The 16,921-nt window shown below is 48.9% G+C and carries 17 protein-coding genes and 2 pseudogenes; 8 read left to right on the top strand and 11 right to left on the bottom strand.

The window, feature by feature from the left end; genetic code table 11:
- Nucleotides 1-64 precede the first annotated feature (64 nt).
- The 4 genes and pseudogenes from proX to HGT71_RS15110 all read right to left on the bottom strand — a co-directional run bounded on the left by proX (nt 65) and on the right by HGT71_RS15110 (nt 3,972).
- Nucleotides 65-1,041 (bottom strand): annotated as a pseudogene (gene proX, locus HGT71_RS15125) (glycine betaine/L-proline ABC transporter substrate-binding protein ProX).
- Nucleotides 1,042-1,050: 9 nt separating this feature from the next.
- Entirely contained in the window at nt 1,051-2,127 is a 1,077-nt protein-coding gene (gene proW, locus HGT71_RS15120; protein WP_214218531.1) for a glycine betaine/L-proline ABC transporter permease ProW, read from the bottom strand.
- Nucleotides 2,124-3,320, bottom strand: a pseudogene (gene proV / locus HGT71_RS15115) (glycine betaine/L-proline ABC transporter ATP-binding protein ProV). Before proV ends, proW begins: the two are co-directional and overlap by 4 nt.
- 337 nt (nt 3,321-3,657) lie before the next feature.
- On the bottom strand, nt 3,658-3,972 hold the full coding sequence (locus tag HGT71_RS15110) for an ElaB/YgaM/YqjD family protein (protein ID WP_062812331.1): 315 nt from the start codon (nt 3,970-3,972) through the stop codon (nt 3,658-3,660).
- A 146-nt stretch (nt 3,973-4,118) separates the two neighbouring features.
- Between HGT71_RS15110 and HGT71_RS15105 the strand changes: the two genes are divergently transcribed.
- Nucleotides 4,119-4,454 carry a DUF2002 family protein gene (locus HGT71_RS15105; RefSeq protein ID WP_214218530.1) on the top strand — a complete coding sequence of 112 codons (336 nt, stop codon included), beginning with the start codon at nt 4,119-4,121 and terminating at the stop codon, nt 4,452-4,454.
- A gap of 37 nt (nt 4,455-4,491) precedes the next feature.
- On the opposite strand, the gene speG is transcribed toward HGT71_RS15105, so the two are convergent.
- On the bottom strand, nt 4,492-5,046 hold the full coding sequence (speG, locus tag HGT71_RS15100) for a spermidine N1-acetyltransferase (RefSeq protein WP_214218525.1): 555 nt from the start codon (nt 5,044-5,046) through the stop codon (nt 4,492-4,494).
- 126 nt (nt 5,047-5,172) lie between these two features.
- Between speG and puuE the strand changes: the two genes are divergently transcribed.
- Nucleotides 5,173-6,123 (top strand): allantoinase PuuE, encoded by a 951-nt coding sequence (puuE, locus tag HGT71_RS15095; RefSeq protein WP_214218524.1) that lies wholly within the window; start codon nt 5,173-5,175, stop codon nt 6,121-6,123.
- Between the two features lie 32 nt (nt 6,124-6,155).
- On the opposite strand, the gene hpxZ is transcribed toward puuE, so the two are convergent.
- From hpxZ to HGT71_RS15075, 4 genes are read right to left on the bottom strand one after another with little or no spacing between them, the layout of a single operon-like run.
- Nucleotides 6,156-6,539: an oxalurate catabolism protein HpxZ gene (hpxZ, locus tag HGT71_RS15090; protein ID WP_214218523.1), complete on the bottom strand. Its 384-nt coding sequence runs from the start codon at nt 6,537-6,539 to the stop codon at nt 6,156-6,158.
- Nucleotides 6,540-6,548: 9 nt separating this feature from the next.
- Entirely contained in the window at nt 6,549-7,934 is a 1,386-nt protein-coding gene (locus tag HGT71_RS15085) for an AtzE family amidohydrolase (RefSeq protein ID WP_214218522.1), read from the bottom strand.
- Nucleotides 7,931-8,116: an oxalurate catabolism protein HpxX gene (hpxX, locus tag HGT71_RS15080; RefSeq protein ID WP_214218520.1), complete on the bottom strand. Its 186-nt coding sequence runs from the start codon at nt 8,114-8,116 to the stop codon at nt 7,931-7,933. Before hpxX ends, HGT71_RS15085 begins: the two co-directional genes overlap by 4 nt.
- Before the next feature lie 9 nt (nt 8,117-8,125).
- Nucleotides 8,126-9,712 carry a gamma-glutamyltransferase family protein gene (locus HGT71_RS15075; RefSeq protein WP_214218519.1) on the bottom strand — a complete coding sequence of 529 codons (1,587 nt, stop codon included), beginning with the start codon at nt 9,710-9,712 and terminating at the stop codon, nt 8,126-8,128.
- A gap of 122 nt (nt 9,713-9,834) precedes the next feature.
- Between HGT71_RS15075 and HGT71_RS15070 the strand changes: the two genes are divergently transcribed.
- The 5 genes from HGT71_RS15070 (at nt 9,835) to uraH (ending at nt 14,178) form a co-directional block, all read left to right on the top strand.
- A complete protein-coding gene (locus HGT71_RS15070) occupies nt 9,835-10,674 on the top strand; it encodes a MurR/RpiR family transcriptional regulator (RefSeq protein ID WP_214218518.1) in 840 nt (279 codons plus the stop codon).
- A gap of 164 nt (nt 10,675-10,838) precedes the next feature.
- Nucleotides 10,839-12,083 (top strand): pyridoxal-phosphate-dependent aminotransferase family protein, encoded by a 1,245-nt coding sequence (locus tag HGT71_RS15065; protein ID WP_214218517.1) that lies wholly within the window; start codon nt 10,839-10,841, stop codon nt 12,081-12,083.
- Nucleotides 12,076-13,371, top strand: a complete 1,296-nt coding sequence (gene hpxK / locus HGT71_RS15060) for an allantoate amidohydrolase (RefSeq protein WP_214218516.1) — start codon at nt 12,076-12,078, stop codon at nt 13,369-13,371. Before HGT71_RS15065 ends, hpxK begins: the two co-directional genes overlap by 8 nt.
- The gene (gene uraD, locus HGT71_RS15055; RefSeq protein WP_214218515.1) at nt 13,349-13,846 is read left to right on the top strand and encodes a 2-oxo-4-hydroxy-4-carboxy-5-ureidoimidazoline decarboxylase; all 498 of its coding nucleotides are present in this window, start codon (nt 13,349-13,351) and stop codon (nt 13,844-13,846) included. The genes hpxK and uraD overlap by 23 nt, the downstream gene beginning before the upstream one ends.
- Nucleotides 13,843-14,178 (top strand): hydroxyisourate hydrolase, encoded by a 336-nt coding sequence (uraH, locus tag HGT71_RS15050; protein WP_099825424.1) that lies wholly within the window; start codon nt 13,843-13,845, stop codon nt 14,176-14,178. The genes uraD and uraH overlap by 4 nt, the downstream gene beginning before the upstream one ends.
- Here uraH and HGT71_RS15045 read toward each other — a convergent pair.
- Both HGT71_RS15045 and HGT71_RS15040 read right to left on the bottom strand, forming a co-directional pair.
- Complete coding sequence (locus HGT71_RS15045) at nt 14,158-14,943, bottom strand: amidohydrolase (RefSeq protein WP_214218514.1); 786 nt, start codon at nt 14,941-14,943, stop codon at nt 14,158-14,160. The genes uraH and HGT71_RS15045 overlap by 21 nt on opposite strands.
- The gene (locus HGT71_RS15040; protein ID WP_214218513.1) at nt 14,931-16,091 is read right to left on the bottom strand and encodes a pyridoxal phosphate-dependent aminotransferase; all 1,161 of its coding nucleotides are present in this window, start codon (nt 16,089-16,091) and stop codon (nt 14,931-14,933) included. The genes HGT71_RS15045 and HGT71_RS15040 overlap by 13 nt, the downstream gene beginning before the upstream one ends.
- Nucleotides 16,092-16,323: 232 nt before the next feature.
- Here HGT71_RS15040 and lpcA point away from each other — a divergent pair, with 232 nt between their 5' ends.
- The gene (gene lpcA / locus HGT71_RS15035) at nt 16,324-16,911 is read left to right on the top strand and encodes a D-sedoheptulose 7-phosphate isomerase (RefSeq protein ID WP_214218512.1); all 588 of its coding nucleotides are present in this window, start codon (nt 16,324-16,326) and stop codon (nt 16,909-16,911) included.
- Nucleotides 16,912-16,921 lie beyond the last annotated feature (10 nt).

Genomic DNA, 16,921 nt, shown 5'->3' with positions numbered 1-16,921 from the left:
GAAAGCTTTGGGCAAAAGATGCATAATAGTAAGGGCCACGACGGGCCCTTGATAAGATGAGAGATTAGTGTAAAGCGTTGGTGACCCAGTGATCAAACAAGGCTTGGTGACTCTTTATCCATCCATCGACATGACGATTAATATCGGCTTCAGAACTTTGGCCGGCGCGCATGGCAGCATTCTCTGCATTGATATCGGCTAACGGTAACTTCATTTCTGCGAAAAGTTTAGCAGCAGCGGGGTTTTTCTCGGCCCACTGTTTATTCGCGATGATATTAATGTTGTTGACCTGGAAACCATAATTTTTACCATTAGGTAATGCGGTATTGGTCTTCTGTGGATCAGCAGAGAAAGGAACCTCTACCCAAACAACATCTTTACCTGGCTTGAGTACATCGCTGACCCAGAAAGGTGTCCAAGTATAATAGAGGATAGGCTTCCCTTGTTTAAATCGCGTGATGGTATCAGCCATCATCGCCGCGTAGTTCCCTTGGTTATTAGAGACGGTTTGCTCAAGCTGATAGGCTTTCATTTGATAGGCAATTACAGTGTCGCATCCCCAGCCGGGTGTGCAGCCTGTTAGGTCGGCACGACCATCACCATTACTATCAAAGAGTTTTGCGAGTTTAGGATCTTTTAACTGCTCGATATTCGTGATGTGATAGTGCTCAGCAGTCTTTTTATCGATCAAATAGCCTTGTGCTGCACCCGTGACATAATGCCCTTGCCGATAAAACGCTGAATTACCGCCTGCAGCATCGAACATATTCTCCTGTAAGGGCTGCCAATTCACGGCCATGAAGGTCGCATCCCCTTAGCAATCGAGGTATAGCCGACATTGTAATCGACTTCTTCGGGCGCAGAGACTTGGTAGCCTAATTTCCCCAATGCCCGGCTAACCAATAAGGTTTGGAACGTTTCCTCGGTAATCGTGCTTTGAATAGGTTTAACTGTCTGACCTTGTCCAGGAAGATCGCTAGCTTGAGCGCCCACACTGGTGAGTAGAGTCAGGGCTGCAGAAGTCATAAGTAATTTACGCATAGTCAGTTCTCAACGGTGAGTGGTGCGACGAAAAGGAGTAGTGAGCAGACCGATAGGTCCAGTTTGATACCAACGCTGGTGGCGCTGATGGCGTTTATCAACGCCGAAGGACTGTGTTAACCGATCGAGGATAATAGCGAGAATAACGATACCGACCCCGCCGATAGAGGCCTGTCCCATATCCAGACGACCAATACCCCGTAAAACCATTTGGCCTAACCCGCCGACCGCGATCATTGAGGCGATGACGACCATGGACAGTGCCAGCATAAGCGTTTGGTTGATACCTGCCATGATAGAAGGCATCGCGATAGGAAGCTGAACCTTACATAGCATTTGCCGCGGACTCGCGCCAAAAGATTGGCTCGCCTCGATCAGATCCTCAGGCACTTGCTTAATTCCGAGGATCGTCAGGCGGATAATTGGCGGCACAGCAAAAATAATGGTGACCACCACACCCGGTACGTTACCGATACCAAATAGCATCACAATCGGGACCAAATAGACAAAAGCAGGCGTTGTCTGCATTGCATCTAATAAAGGGCGTACCACTTTTGCGGCACGATCACTGCGTGCTAAAGCAATACCCAGCGGAAGTCCTATCAACACACAGAAGAATAGCGAGGTGAGGACTAATGCTAGGGTAATCATTGCATCGTTCCAGACACCAATGCAGCCAATAAAAATCAGCGCGACGAACGTGCCGATTCCCATACGCGCGGTGGTTAGCTGCCATGCGAGGCAAGCAAAGAGGATAATCGCCGCGGGGGCGGGAATATGAGTGAGTAACTGCTGAAAGCTACTTAAAATATAGTCGATAGGTATCCGTATTCCTTGAAATAGCGGACGGCAATGCTCGACAAGGCCATTGATCCCCACCGTCACCCAGTGATCGAGTGGGATAAGTGTTGAATGAAACGGATCACTTATCGAGAAGCTGTGATGCTCGACTGGCGCGCTATTTAACCAATCGCTTTGATCAGGTGTAGACGAAGGTGTCGCGTTGTTGGTTGTCCCGCCCCAAGGATCAGAGCTGGTTGTTGTATCGGAACTTGTACTCCAAGGGTCGTTAGTCGTAGTGGTCATAGGTTACCGGCCTCGCGATTTAAAGCTTTTAAAAGCGTACTTTTTGAAATTATCCCCAAGAATTGCTGCGTCTCATCGACCACTGGCAGGGCACAGGGCGCATCTGCCACCGGCGTAAAGAGATCGCTTAAGGAGGTTGACGCTTCGACAGGTCAGAGATGAGAGAGAAAGGCCTGTTCTAACGGCAAATTTTCTTTAGCCGCACGCTGGAGGCTTTCGGCGGTCACTATGCCAGCATAGTGCTGCTTATTCAGGACATAGCCATAATCGCGGTCTTGATCGGTCAGCAACTTCAATGCTGATTTTGGTCCTAAGCCGCTGACTCGGAGAATAATTGAGCCAGTGGCGGGTTTGGCAATATCTTTCGCACTGAAGACCTGACTGATATCGACCCCTCGGAAGAAGGTTTCTACGTAGTCATTAGCCGGTTGATTGAGGATCTCATCAGGGGTGCCCACCTGAACGACCTGACCGTTTTGCATAATGGCAATACGATCCCCGATACGCATCGCCTCATCCAAGTCGTGAGAGATAAAGACTATCGTACGTTGCTGTTTCGATTGCAGTTTGACCAGCTCATCCTGCATTTCTGTACGAATAAGCGGGTCAAGGGCTGAAAAGGCTTCGTCCATCAGAAGAATGTCGGGATCGTTAGCCAGCGCTCTGGCTAAACCGACACGCTGCCTCATTCCTCCAGAGAGCTGATCAGGCCAAGAGGAGGCATATTTTTCTAAACCAACTTGGCGAAGGGCTTCTAATGCTTTACTCAGTCGCTGTGATTTCTCAACGCCAGCCAAGGTCATACCAAAAGCGGTATTGTCGAGTACTGTCATATGAGGCATCAGAGCAAAGGATTGGAAGACCATACTGATTTTTGTTCGCCGTATTTCGCGCAGCGTTTTGTCAGAGACTTGGGCGATATCTTGGCCGTCGATCAGCACTTGACCGCGGCTAGGAGTAATCAAACGGTTAAGTAGCCTGACCAGTGTCGATTTACCGGAACCTGATAATCCCATGATCACAAATATCTCGCCTTCGTGAATCGTAAGGTCGACGTTATTGACACCGACTGATAAGCCAGTTTTATCGAGTATGCTTTCTTTGTCGTAACCTTGTTCGAGCAACTTATAGGCGCGCTCAGGGTTACCCCCAAAAATTTCATGCAAATTTTTGACTTGGAGTTTTATTGTCATGTTTACAGTAATTTCCTGATATTGTTTATTTAATCATTAAGTTATGAATTATTCCCTTATAGTTAGATAACTAAACCTATCATACTGAAATGCATCAACAACCTTTTTATGCAATTTAATTTGCATATATATGCATTGAGATAGGAATTTTCTTAGGCATGACAAGCGGTTAGGGGAAATTTTTTCAATAAATAAATTTAATTAAAAAATGTATGACTAATAATTATCATGCTAAGTAAATGAACGGGGGGCGAGGGGGATTTTAGGCGAAAAAAATACAAAAAAAAACCAGCGACTGAGCGCTGGTTTAGTGCGGTAAATTTAAGTCATTAACGCGCTATTTACGTGACAGTAATAGACCGAATACGAAGCCTACTGCCGCAGTGACGCCTAATGCTGAAGCAGGGTTATCTTGAACCCATTGCGTTGCTTGACAGCCAGAGTCACATAAGTTTTCTCGAAGTGATTTCTTACCTTCATTAAAGGTGGCACGTGTTTTCTTGAGCAGGCGCTCTGCGTTACTGCGTGCTTCATCGATCCCTTCTTTGGCATCATCACCGTAAGAATTTAAAAGGGCCTCTAGAGAATCAGCCAGTTCTTGAACGTCGGCATTATCTTCTGGTAAATCATATTGTTGTAATTTCTTAGCCATCATATTCTCCAAGATTTGAATTCGTGTTAATAATTATAGACAGCTTTTGATATTTGTATAATCTTAGAGAAAATTCCGAATGATCTGAACTACAAGCTTGTTGGGCTAGGATAAAGTTCGCTGATAAAAAATTAAGGAGTTTTTATATGTATTTACGACCGGATGAAGTGGCTAAGGTATTAGAAAAAGCGGGATTTGAAGTCGACGTGGTAACCCCGAAAACCTATGGTTATCGCCGCGCCGACCACTATGTTTACGTGAATCGTGAAGCTCGCCTAGGAAGAACGGCTTTAGTCATCCATCCTACTCTCAAAGAGCGCAGTCAGAATTTTGCAGAGCCGACGTCCGATTTAAAAACCTGCGATCACTATAAGGAATTTCCGCTCTATCTTGCCAGTGATAATCAAGAGCATTATGGAATTCCTCATGGTTTCAGTTCGCGTATCGTCTTAGAACGTTACTTATGCAGCATGTTCGGCTAGACAAGCCTTGTGGACCTAGCGGTATCGCATTATATCGCTACTGAGCTGTGGGCGGTAATAACGACTGATTGTCATTACCGCTGTGAAATTTCGCCAAATATTGAGGCTGGAAAATACACATTCTTAAGGTGTCACGGTATGTGCCATTAATAAAGAACTCCTGCTTGAGAATTCCTTCTGTTTCAAAGCCTAATTTCGAATAAATATGGATTGCTTTTTCGTTTTCTTTATCAACAATTAAGTACAGTTTATAGAGATTCAATACCGAAAATCCGTATTCCATCGCGGCACGCGTTGCTTTATTGGCTAACCCTTTACCCTGATGCTCAGGGGCGATGATAATTTGGAATTCTGCCCGCCGATGAATATGGTTAATTTCGACTAGCTCCACCAGACCGGCTTTTTCCCCTTCGTGCTCGACCACAAAACGACGTTCGCTTTGATCATGAATATGTTTATCGTAGAGATCGGAAAGCTCAACGAAGGCTTCATAAGGTTCCTCAAACCAATAGCGCATCACGGTAGCGTTATTATCCAGTTGATGAACAAAGCGAAGATCTTCACGTTCTAAAGGACGAAGTTTAATAGTCATGATGAGGCCTTTTTTATAAGACAATCGGAAAGAATATCGTAACCTTTGTTTCACCGAGCCGAAGTTGGCACAGGCTTTGCAACAATTGTTTCACGATATCGTTTTTTGATTCATGGAGTATTCTAGATGAAGGGTAGTGAGATTATCAAAGAACTTCTTGCAGCAGAGTATCCGCGAGATTTGATTGGCTACGCAGGTAAACCGCCGAAAGTTGAGTGGCCCGGTAATGCGCGGGTTGCTGTGCAATTCGTCCTCAATTATGAAGAGGGGGCAGAGAATCACGTTGACCATGGTGATGCCGGCTCCGAACAGTTCTTATCCGATATTATCGGCGCTGCGAGCTATCCTGACCGTCATATGTCGATGGACTCCCTGTATGAATACGGTTCTCGCGCTGGATTTTGGCGGATACACCAAGAGTTTCAACGCCGTGGGCTACCCTTAACCGTATTTGGTGTTGCCATGGCTCTCGCCCGTCATCCGGAGATTGTTCAAGCCATTCGTGAGGCGGACTATGATGTGGTCAGTCATGGCTGGCGCTGGATTCATTATCAAGGTATGTCCCCAGAGCAAGAAGCTGAGCACATGGAAAAAGCAACAGCTGTCCTCACCGAATTGTTTGGCAAACCGCCAGTGGGCTGGTACACCGGTAGAGATAGCCCCGCTACACGCCAGTTATTAGTCGAGCGAGGCGACTATCTGTATGACAGCGACTATTATGGCGATGATCTGCCTTTCTGGATGCCGGTGACCACCCAAGATGGACAACAGCACTCTCATTTAGTGATCCCCTACACGCTGGAATGTAACGATATGCGTTTTGCAACGCCACAGGGATTTAATACCGCTGAGCAGTTCTATACCTATTTGCGAGATAGTTTTGACGTCCTTTACCAAGAAGGCGAGACATCACCGAAAATGTTATCGATAGGGATGCATTGTCGATTATTAGGACGACCGGGTAAGTTCCGCGCGTTACAACGATTTCTTGATCATCTTCAACAATTTCCCGATGTGTGGATCTGTACGCGTCAGCAGATAGCAGAGCACTGGGTTACTCATTACCCAGCACCCTGATAATTCAGAGGAATAAGGGGCGGCCTTATTCCTTAACTCATCACACTGACGTGGGCCGCGACGATTCGCCAACCTTGGGGAAACTTTATCCAGGTTTGTTGCTGGCGGCCTATTTTGCTGGTGTTATCACGGGTGAATTCCGTGCTACACACCGCCATCTCTTCGCCGTAGGTCGTGATAACGGTATTTCTTAGGCTGCGGTCCAAATTAGCGGCAGGGCGACTTGCGCGAAAAGCCTGAATTTCTTCAATCCCATAAAGATTTTCGCCTGCGCCGAGCCTAACCGTATAGGGGCTATGCCAAAAAAGCTCGTCCAATACCTCGGTATCGTTAGTGGTCAGGGCGATTTCGTAGCGCTTGAAGTGGTGTTCCACTTCTGCAAGGACATGGGGGAGGTTAATTGTTATATCGGCCATCGATAATTCCTAAAAGAGTTGTTGTAACGTCACGTTGTTTTGCTCTAAGCGCCACGCCGCTTCCAAAGTCGTCGCTTCTTGATAGGGGGCAGCGATAAGCTGAACACCAATCGATAAACCGTTATCCGTACGCACTGGCGCGGTACATACCGGTAGTCCAACAAAAGAGATAGGTTGCGCGAGCATCCCCATACTGGCTTTCGTCGGTAAGGTTTTTCCTTGGATCTCAATCGATTGTTGCCCAATCACTGTCGCCGCACAAGGCGTCGCTGGCGCGATTAATAGATCGAACTTCTCGAACAGTGCCAACACCTGTCGAGTAAAATGTTCACGAAAGCGCTGTCCTTGCATAGGCCAGCTGGCGGGAAGCATGCATCCTGCCAATAAGCGTTCTCGGGAATTGGCTTCGAAGCGCTCTGGTGTTTCACGTAGTGCGTTTAAATAATGGCTACCTCCCTCACTCGCAGTGAGTAAGAAGGCCGCAGAACGTGCTAACTCGGCATCGACCAGTTCGACTTCATGATCAGCCCCTAACGCCTGAGCAACTTTTGTCGTAACGGCTCGGGCTTGATCGTCCGCCCACTGTGTAAAATACCCGCCTAGCACTGCGGCTTTTAACGTCTTTTTTTGTTGTCCGAGCTGTGTCGAAACTGGGTTTACTGGATGATCGGATTGAAAGCGATCGCTGGGATCATGCCCTTGTAATTGATCATAGACCAGCGCCAGATCTTCAACATGGCGGGCCAACGGGCCAATATGATCGAGACTGGCGACGAATGGATGGCTGCCGCGTCGCGAGAGGCGACCAAAGGTCGGCTTAAGGCCGAAGACGCCACATAGTGAGGCGGGGACGCGAATCGACCCGTTGGTATCTGTTCCCAGCGAGAAATGTGCTAAGCCTGCCGCAACCGCGGCAGCAGAACCGCCTGAAGATCCCCCCGCGATACGCGTCATATCAAGAGGATTACGGCATGCACCATAATGACTATTCTCGGTGGTAAAACCATAGGCGTAAGCATCCATATTAAGCATACCGGTAAGGATCGCTCCCGACCGATTAAGCTGTTGAATCGCCCAAGCATCTTCTAGAGCTGGCTGACGTTGGCTGAAAAGTTCAGCCCCTGCGAGAGTTACTTCATCCTTAACATCGAACAGGTTTTTAACAGCATAAGGAATCGCGGCGAGCGGCCCACACGGGTTGCCCGCATCACGCTGTTTATCCAAGCTTATAGCCTGTTGTCGTGCTCTTGAGGCGGTAAGGGTCGTCCAAGCATTCAATTCGGGATTCGCGGCAGCGATCGCCGAGAGATAATGCTCGGTGATATCTACCGCGCTGAGCTGCTTGGATAGCCAACGTTGATGCAGCGCTTTGATCGTCAAGGAGGCGAGATTCATAGTTTCCAGACGCCTCCTACTTCTTGGCGATCATCGAGTGGATAAGCCATTAATGGAGCGGCAATATCGGCAATACGGGCGAGTTGTAGAGCCAGTTCATCTTGGCGCGACGCATCGAGTTGTAAATCGAGCAGCAGGCTCATTTGGGTAATATAACTCGGCCAATCAATTGTTTTATTCATTATTATTCCTTAATAACCGGCAGCACTACCGTTACTGCGAGGATCGCTAGCACCTTCTACCAGTCCATTAGGATGGCGGACAATTGCGCCAGCATGACCAGTGGCTTCGCTCCAAGCATCGAGTCTTTCGGTGCGGTGACCTAATGTTTTAAGTCCTTGATAGGTCTCCTCGCTGAAGCGTGACTCGAGTTTTAACGAATCAGAGGCATTACCCCATGTTCTACCCAGTAACCAGCGAGGGGCACTAATGGCTTCTTGCAGTGGACGCTGCTGTTGCACGTAACGCGTAAAGAGAGTCGCTTGCGTTTGCGGTTGTCCATCCCCCCCCATTGAGCCATACACTAAGGTTCGGCCATCATCCAATTTAGCGGCTGCTGGGTTTAGCGTGTGGAAAGGGTACTTTCTTGGGGCGAGACAGCGTGGGTGACCGGTCTCTAAGCTAAAGGCTGCACCCCGGTTTTGCCACAGGATACCGGTATCGGGAATGACCACACCGCTGCCGAATTCATGGTAGATACTTTGAATAAAGGAGACCGAATACCCCATTTTATCGGTGACCCCCATCCATACGGTATCACCCGGAAGCAGAGGTTCGCCCCACGGTGCAGCCTGTTCGGTATTCAATTGCTGGCTTAACGCATCCAAATGTGTGTTGTTAAGCAGTTGTTGTAGATCAAGGGTGATCTCTTTGGGATCCGTGAGGTGCTCATCACGAAGGGTAAACGCCAACTTCGTCGCTTCCACGATGCGATGGATAGTCTGAATCTCATCACACTGTTCGAGATTAAAGCGATCAAGAATTCCAAGAATGGCCAGTGAAACGAGGCCTTGCGTGGGCGGTGCGAGGTTATAAAGTGTCCCGCGCGAGTGTTTTACACTGAGCGGAGTTTTGAACTGTGCCTGATGGTCAATAAGATCTTGTTCGGTGATCGGCATCCCTATCTCGGCCATCCCCGCGGCAATTTTTTTGCCGAGTGTTCCGCGATAAAAGCTGTCTAATCCCTCATTGGCGAGCAATGTTAAGCTATGCGCCAAATCAGGCTGACGTAAACACTCACCCGCCAACGGTGCACGTTTTTGCGGCAGATAAATATCGCTAAATCCAGGTAAGTGAGCCAGCTCACCCGCTTTACTCTTTGTCGCTTCTGCCTGTGAGGCGGTAACAGGGATACCGGATTCAGCATAATGAATCGCATCAGCAAGTAATGTGCTCAATGGCAGAGGCTGTGCAAAGTGCTGTGCGGCGTAGTCTAACGCAAGTTGCCAACCACTGACTGTTCCGGCGACGGTTAACGCTGCCTGTGGACCCCGGAAAGGAATGGTAGTTTGAGGATGATAGCGCTGGAGAGTGGCTAAGGATCCTGCTGCACCACTTGCGTCAATCGCAATAGGCTCGCCCTCGGGGGGGACGATTAACCAAAATCCATCGCCCCCTAATCCATTCATATGAGGGTAAACGACCGCAATTGTTGCGGCAGCAGCAACCATGGCTTCAATGGCATTGCCTCCTTGGCGTAAAATCGCTAAAGCACTGCTGCTCGCCAAGTGATGGGGGGTGACCGCCATACCATTTGGCGCTAAATTGCTTTGAATCATTATTGTCTATCCACGTAGGGCAAAGAGATTGACCAAGCAAATTTTGTACCGAGATGAAAAAAAAATTTCAGAGTGGTCTAAATCCTGCTTAATACAGTGAAATGTTTGTTACAGGAGTGAAGATGACGCCTTTAAATCAGCGATTGGCAAGCCATTATGAGAGCCTGACGCCACAAGAAAAGCGTGTGGCGGATTTTGTTGTCGATCATTTTGATGATTTGATCAGCTATAACAGTGCGGAGCTTGCACGGGTCAGCGGCGTGTCTAAAGCGACGGTGAGCCGGTTATTTAAACGGCTTGGTTACGAGAAATATAAGGATATGTACGAGGAGCTGCGTCTTTTACGACAAAGCGGTATGCCATTAACGGAACCGAGAGATATCGTACACGGCGATACCTTGCTCGCCAGGCACTATAAACAAGAGATGGCAAACCTGCTCCATTGGACAACGCTTCTCAACACACAAGAATTTTCGTCGGCCATACAAGCCCTTAATCAGGCTCGGCAAGTGGGGATCATTGGGTACCGTAATGCCTATCCGGTTGCGTTACATCTGCGTGCGCAATTGATTCAAGCCAGATCACAAGTCAGCCTCTTTCCGACACCTGGGCAGACACTTTCTGAAGAGTTGGTGGACTATGGCCCGCACGATGTGGTGGTAGTGATTGCCTTCAGACGCCGGCCAGCGGTGATAAAAAAATTACTCCAGCAGTTGCAACGTCAACAGGTGCCAGTCATCACTCTTTCCGAGCCGCAGGCGTTGAGTATTCAAGGATTAGCGACTTGGCAATTTGCGACGCCACTGGAAAGCGTTTCTGCCTTCGATTGTTACAGTGCGGCGATGAGCTTTGTAACATTGATGGCAAATTCACTGCTGCATTCGACGTTAGAGACTGGACGGCAACGTATTCATAAAATAGCGGAAACCTATCAGCATCTCGAAGAGCTTGAACAACGATAATGGGGCACCATAAGAGTGCGGTGCATTATCTTGGTGCATGATGTTTATCCCGAAGTGATCGTAAAGCTCAGCCAGCGCTGACATTTTATGTCTAAATTCTCTGGCACAATTGTTGCAGTATTTCTTAATAAGAATTTTTTGTTTCAATCACCAAGGACTCGCACATGGATATTTCTTCTTTTTCTCAAATCAATCCACCCCCACGTTTACTGATGGGGCCTGGCCCGATCAATGCGGATCCTCGTGTACTGCGTGCAATGTCGAGTCAACTTATTGGCCAGTATGACCCGGCGATGACGGATTATATGAATCAAGTCATGGCGCTTTATCGAGGGGTATTTGCTACCCAGAATCAGTGGACGCTGCTGGTGGATGGGACATCCCGTGCGGGGATTGAGGCAATCCTTGTTTCAACGATTCGTCCCGGCGATAAAGTCTTGGTGCCAGTCTTTGGTCGCTTTGGCCATTTGTTATGTGAAATTGCACGCCGCTGCCGTGCTGAGGTCCATACCATTGAGGTGCCTTGGGGAGAGGTGTTCCGCCCCGAACAAATCGAAGAAGCGATTAAAAAAGTAAAACCGCGTTTATTGCTGACCGTGCAGGGCGATACCTCGACCACCATGTTACAGCCTTTGGATCAGCTTGGGGAAATCTGCCGTCGTCATGGGGTATTACTGTATACCGATGCGACCGCCTCACTGGCCGGCAATCCTTTAGAAACCGATGCTTGGGGAATTGATGCGGTGTCGGCGGGGATGCAAAAATGCCTATGCGGTCCTTCGGGGACGTCGCCCATTACATTAAGCGATCGTATCGTCGAAGAGATCCGTAAGCGTAAGTGTGTCGAGGAAGGGATTCGTACGGCTCAGCACCAGCAAGGCGATGACGAGATGATTTATTCGAATTATTTCGATCTCGGCATGGTGCTCGATTATTGGGGGCCAGAACGACTCAACCACCATACCGAAGCGACCAGTGCGTTATTTGGGGCTTATGAGGCCGCACGCCTTATCTTGGAGGAAGGGCTAGAAGCGGGAATCACGCGACATAAACTCCACGGTGATGCCATGCTAAAGGGTGTACAAGCAATGGGATTACAAGTATTCGGTGATATTCAACACAAGATGAATAATGTCTTAGGGGTCTATATCCCCTCTGGCGTGGTGGGTGACGAGGTTCGTCATTTGATGCTTCATGATTTTGGGATTGAAATCGGCACCTCTTTTGGCCCGCTACACGGTAAAGTATGGCGCATTGGTACGATGGGGTATAACGCACGCAAAAGCTGTGTGATGCAGACTTTGACCGCGTTAGAAGCCGTGCTGAATCATGTTGGCTTTAAGACCGTGCAAGGGGCGGCGCTGCAAGCCGCTTGGGACCATTATCAAGCGGTGGGTGCCCATGCTTAATCTTATTCCAAAAGCGATGGCAGATAGCGCTGCCCAGCGCGTGATGCAGCGTTGTGACCTGTTGGCAAGTATCAGTGAAACGCAAGGCGCGCTGACGCGCGTTTATCTGTCTGACGAACATTTCCAAGCGAATCGCCAAGTTCAGCAATGGATGGAAGAGGCTGGAATGTCAGTCTGGCAAGATGAGGTGGGTAATATCTGTGGTCGATATGAAGCCTTGACGGATGGGGCACCGGCTATCTTATTAGGCTCTCATCTCGATTCTGTGCGTAATGCCGGGCGTTATGACGGTCCGCTGGGTGTTTTAACGGCAATTGAAGTGGTGAGCGCGTTACGAAGCCAAAATATCCGCCTAGCCAACGCCATCGAAATCGTTGGCTTTGCCGACGAAGAAGGTACCCGTTTTGGCATTACGCTCCTAGGGAGTAAGGGGTTAACGGGGCAGTGGCCGAATGACTGGCTAGATAAGACAGATGATCAGTCGGTTAGCGTACGAGAAGCGATGATCGCGCAACATCTCGACCCACGCAAGGTGTTACAGGCTGCTCGTCGTCCCGAATCTATTACCGCCTATTTAGAGCTTCATATTGAGCAAGGGCCCTGTCTTGAAACGGCCGATTTACCACTAGGCGTAGTCACGGCGATTAATGGTGCTCATCGTTTACACTGTCATTTTACGGGGCTTGCGGGTCATGCTGGGACAGTGCCTATGACGCAGCGTCAAGATGCACTGGTGGCGGCCGCTGAATGGATAATGGCGATCGAAAAAGAGACCACTGCGGCAGGGGGCGGATTAGTGGCCACTGTCGGGCAAATCAGTTGCTCACCGGGAGCGGTAAATGTGATCCCGGGTGAGGTCGCATTGAGCTTAGATATTCGAGGGCCAGAAGATGCCCCGTTAAGCCAGCTCTTAGAACACCTGTTGTCACGTGCACAGAGTATTGCCTCCGCACGTGGCATTAGCTTCCGCGCTGAGGAGTTTTATCATATTGCGGCAACGACCTGTGATAAGCGATTACGCGAAGCCTGTACCCAAGCGGTTACCGCAGTTCAAGGGAGTGCACCGCAACTGTCAAGTGGTGCAGGGCATGATGCGATAGCAATTGCCGCACAGTGGCCGGTTGCCATGATCTTCGTGCGTTGCGAGAAAGGGATCAGTCACCATCCTGCTGAAGCCGTCACGGTACAAGATGTGGCCGCCGGGATCCAAGCCTTTACTCAAGCGGTACAATTAACGGCCACACCTTCTCGGGAATATGAAACTGATGATCTCTCTCAAGCAGTTTAATGAAAGCGACGCACAGAGTGCACAGCAGGCTATCGCCCATTGTGTAGCGATAGAAGCCTGGCAAACTGAGCTTGTTGCGCATCGACCTTATCGCGATATCGCAACGCTGCACAAAGTCGCTGCTGAGCTAACCGCGGGGTGGGGGGGAGAGGCCCTGACTTCGGCGCTAAAAGCGCATCCTCGTATCGGCGAACGGCCCACGGGAGAAAGCTCTGAAGCACAGGCTTCGCGTCAAGAACAAGCGGCCGTACAACAGACCGATCAACAGAGTAAAGAAGCGATTCGTTTGGGTAACTTACGCTATGAGCAGCGTTTCCAGCGAGTATTTTTAATTCGCGCTAAAGGCCGCTCACCGCAAGATATTCTTGCAGCACTTGAGCAGCGTTTGCAGCTCAGTGCAGCAGAAGATATTGAGGCCAGCCTACAACAGCTGCGTGAAATCACGGCATTACGTTTGCAGGAGGCTATTCAATGAGTACGATTACGACGCATATTTTAGACACCGCCTTAGGAAAACCCGCGAGTAACGTCACCATTACCTTGGACCAACTGACTAACGAAGGGTGGCAACAGATTGCGAGGGGGAAAACGGATAGCGATGGCCGCCTAAAAACCTTAACCCCCGAACCCATCGTGCCAGGCCATTATCGATTAACCGCTGAAATTGGCGATTATTTTGCGCAAACTAATCGCCCTTCGTTATACCTTACCGCCCAGATTGATTTTGTGATTACGCAGACGGGGGAACACTTCCATCTTCCTTATCTTATTACTCCTAATTCGTGGTCAACCTACCGAGGAAGTTAAGGTAAAACTGTCCGCATCCTGCCAGGCGGGAAACGCTTGGCGGTAAGCGGTTACCCGTTGACGGTCAATCGTTGCGGTGATCACTGTCGCCTCTGCGGGTATGGCGGAGGCGATAATCTCTCCTTCAGGCGCGATGATTTGACTATCTCCTCGGTACGATAACCCATTCTCATCCTCTCCGACGCGATTACAGCCTATGACCCAACTTTGGTTTTCGATAGCTCTCGCTAATAATAAGGCTTGCCAGTGGTTTGCACGGGCATCAGGCCAACTTGCCACATAGATCATTAAGTCGTAATCGTTGTTGATCGTGCGCGAAAACGCGGGGAAGCGTAGGTCATAGCAAATTTGCGGCAATATACGCCATCCACGGTATTCAATTATTTGGCGGCTGGCTCCTGGCTTATAATGATGATGCTCGTTGGCCATCCGAAAAAGATGGCGTTTATCGTAGTATGAGAAGTCACCCTGCGGGGTAACGAAATAAAAACGATTCACTGCACCGTCAGCCAGCTGGATCGCCGCACTGCCGCAGAGTGCGGTATCGTGCTTCTGGGCGAGTGCTTGTAACCAACCGAGTACCTGTGTTTCACCCAGCGATTGGGTTGCCGCTTGCATCGAAAACCCAGTGGTGAACATTTCGGGCAATACCCACAAATCGTGGTGAGCAGATTGTGCGATAAGGCGGGAAAAATGCTGGAGATTAGCGTCGCCATCCATCCAGATAATCGGTTGCTGTAATACTCCGACCATTAAAGTTGACATAGTTTCTCCGCTGCTGCCTGCAAGGTCGCCTCTTCTTTTGCAAAGCATAGCCTGATTAAGTGATGAGGAAAGGCCTCTTTACAGAATACGGAAAGCGGAATAGCGGCAACGCCGACCTCTTTGGTGAGGTAAAGGCAAAAGTCGACATCGTTCATCTGGGAAATTGCCGAGTAATCAAGCAGTAAAAAGTAGGTTCCTTGGCACGGTAACAGGGTAAAACGACTTTCTTGTAACGCATTAATTAAGAAATCGCGGCGTTGCTGATAAAAGCTTGGAAGATTTTGGTCATGCTCAGGAGCATGATTCAGCATATCCGCTAACGCGAGCTGAGTGGGGGTATGAACTGAAAACGTAAGGTACTGATGTATTTTTCTGATTTCGAGGCTCAAATGAGGCGGGGCGACACAGTATCCAACCTTCCAGCCCGTCATATGATAGGTTTTGCCAAACGACGAGACGACAATCCCCCTCTCGCGCAGAGAAGCGTGCTGCAACAAGCTGTAATGCCCATGCTGAGCAAAACAGATATGCTCATACACTTCATCGCTCAAGACAAATATTGGGCGTTCGGCAATTGCGGACCACAACGCGTCGAATTCCTCTTTTTGCCAAACACTCGCAGTTGGGTTGTGTGGGGTATTAATAATCACTAGACGGGTTTTATCGCTAATTGCTGCAGAGAAGCTGGACCAATTAGGCGTGAAATCGGGAGGTGATAAAGGTATGTGTTTCATGATTCCGCCCGCGAGTTGCACCGCAGGGGCATAACTATCGTAACTGGGATCGAAACAGATCACTTCATCACCGGGGCGAACTAACGCCGTGATGCTAGCAAATAATGCCTCCGTAGCCCCCGCTGTCACGGTAATGTCTGTCTCTTTATCGACCTGGCATTCATAGCAACGGGAGATTTTTGCACTGATTGCTTCACGTAAGGCGGGGGTTCCGGACATCGGTGCATACTGGTTTGCCCCCTGTTCAATATGATGGGCTAGGCGTTGCTGCAAGTAATCTGGGCCACTGAAGTCAGGGAAGCCTTGTGAGAGGTTAATCGCGCCCACCTGCTGAGCCAGTGCGCTCATGGTGGTGAAAATAGTGGTGCCTAGGGCGGGAAGTTTACTCTCTGGAACCGGTACTGAACGAGTCATGAGGGGCCTCTGCGTCATGGTAAGAGCGAATGAATACCACTATAACAGGGCAAAAAATTTTGGCAATATGGACGTTTGGATGTCTAAATTCAGACGTTTAATAGGCTTTTTTTATCGGTTTGAGATCAACAGCGCAAAGAAACCTGTGTTAATCGCCTCGGTCATATTGCACTGAAATACTAATGGGCTACACTTGGCACCTGAATTTTTCCGTATTCCACAAGGAATTTATATGTACCATGATCTTATCCGTGATGAGTTAAATGAGGCAGCTAAAACGCTTGAGCAGTTCCTCAGTCAAGACGCTAACCTTAATGCCATTCAGCAGGCTGCAGAGCTGCTAGCGGCAAGCTTCAAACAGGGTGGGAAGGTATTGTCTTGTGGAAATGGTGGTTCACACTGCGATGCAATGCATTTTGCTGAAGAACTTACGGGGCGATATCGTGAAGATCGTCCGGGCTACCCCGCCATTGCGATTTCTGATGTTAGCCATTTATCCTGTGTCAGTAACGATTTTGGCTATGAATTTGTCTTCTCCCGCTTTATCGAGGCGGTGGGACAATCGGGTGATGTTCTGCTCGGTATTTCTACCTCAGGCAATTCCGGCAATATTATCCGCGCGATCAATGCTGCACGGAGTAAGGGTATGAAAGTGATTACGTTTACAGGTAAGGATGGCGGCAAGATGGCAGGTACTGCGGATATTGAAATCCGAGTCCCGCATTTTGGTTACGCTGACCGAATTCAAGAGATTCACATTAAAATTATCCACATTTTAATCATGCTGATCGAAAAAGAGATGGAACGTATTTCGGCATAAGTATTTCTTT

The sequence above is a fragment of the Rosenbergiella epipactidis genome (assembly GCF_018494055.1).
GTDB classification, from domain to species: Bacteria; Pseudomonadota; Gammaproteobacteria; order Enterobacterales; family Enterobacteriaceae; genus Rosenbergiella; species Rosenbergiella epipactidis.
This window is presented reverse-complemented; position numbering and strand designations above follow the sequence as displayed.

Coding starts and splice junctions, on each gene's coding strand:
- proW (WP_214218531.1), bottom strand. CDS start 2,127: ATGACCACTACGACTAACGACCCTTGGAGTACAAGTTCCGATACAACA.
- HGT71_RS15110 (WP_062812331.1), bottom strand. CDS start 3,972: ATGGCTAAGAAATTACAACAATATGATTTACCAGAAGATAATGCCGAC.
- HGT71_RS15105 (WP_214218530.1), top strand. CDS start 4,119: ATGTATTTACGACCGGATGAAGTGGCTAAGGTATTAGAAAAAGCGGGA.
- speG (WP_214218525.1), bottom strand. CDS start 5,046: ATGACTATTAAACTTCGTCCTTTAGAACGTGAAGATCTTCGCTTTGTT.
- puuE (WP_214218524.1), top strand. CDS start 5,173: ATGAAGGGTAGTGAGATTATCAAAGAACTTCTTGCAGCAGAGTATCCG.
- hpxZ (WP_214218523.1), bottom strand. CDS start 6,539: ATGGCCGATATAACAATTAACCTCCCCCATGTCCTTGCAGAAGTGGAA.
- HGT71_RS15085 (WP_214218522.1), bottom strand. CDS start 7,934: ATGAATCTCGCCTCCTTGACGATCAAAGCGCTGCATCAACGTTGGCTA.
- hpxX (WP_214218520.1), bottom strand. CDS start 8,116: ATGAATAAAACAATTGATTGGCCGAGTTATATTACCCAAATGAGCCTG.
- HGT71_RS15075 (WP_214218519.1), bottom strand. CDS start 9,712: ATGATTCAAAGCAATTTAGCGCCAAATGGTATGGCGGTCACCCCCCAT.
- HGT71_RS15070 (WP_214218518.1), top strand. CDS start 9,835: ATGACGCCTTTAAATCAGCGATTGGCAAGCCATTATGAGAGCCTGACG.
- HGT71_RS15065 (WP_214218517.1), top strand. CDS start 10,839: ATGGATATTTCTTCTTTTTCTCAAATCAATCCACCCCCACGTTTACTG.
- hpxK (WP_214218516.1), top strand. CDS start 12,076: ATGCTTAATCTTATTCCAAAAGCGATGGCAGATAGCGCTGCCCAGCGC.
- uraD (WP_214218515.1), top strand. CDS start 13,349: ATGATCTCTCTCAAGCAGTTTAATGAAAGCGACGCACAGAGTGCACAG.
- uraH (WP_099825424.1), top strand. CDS start 13,843: ATGAGTACGATTACGACGCATATTTTAGACACCGCCTTAGGAAAACCC.
- HGT71_RS15045 (WP_214218514.1), bottom strand. CDS start 14,943: ATGTCAACTTTAATGGTCGGAGTATTACAGCAACCGATTATCTGGATG.
- HGT71_RS15040 (WP_214218513.1), bottom strand. CDS start 16,091: ATGACTCGTTCAGTACCGGTTCCAGAGAGTAAACTTCCCGCCCTAGGC.
- lpcA (WP_214218512.1), top strand. CDS start 16,324: ATGTACCATGATCTTATCCGTGATGAGTTAAATGAGGCAGCTAAAACG.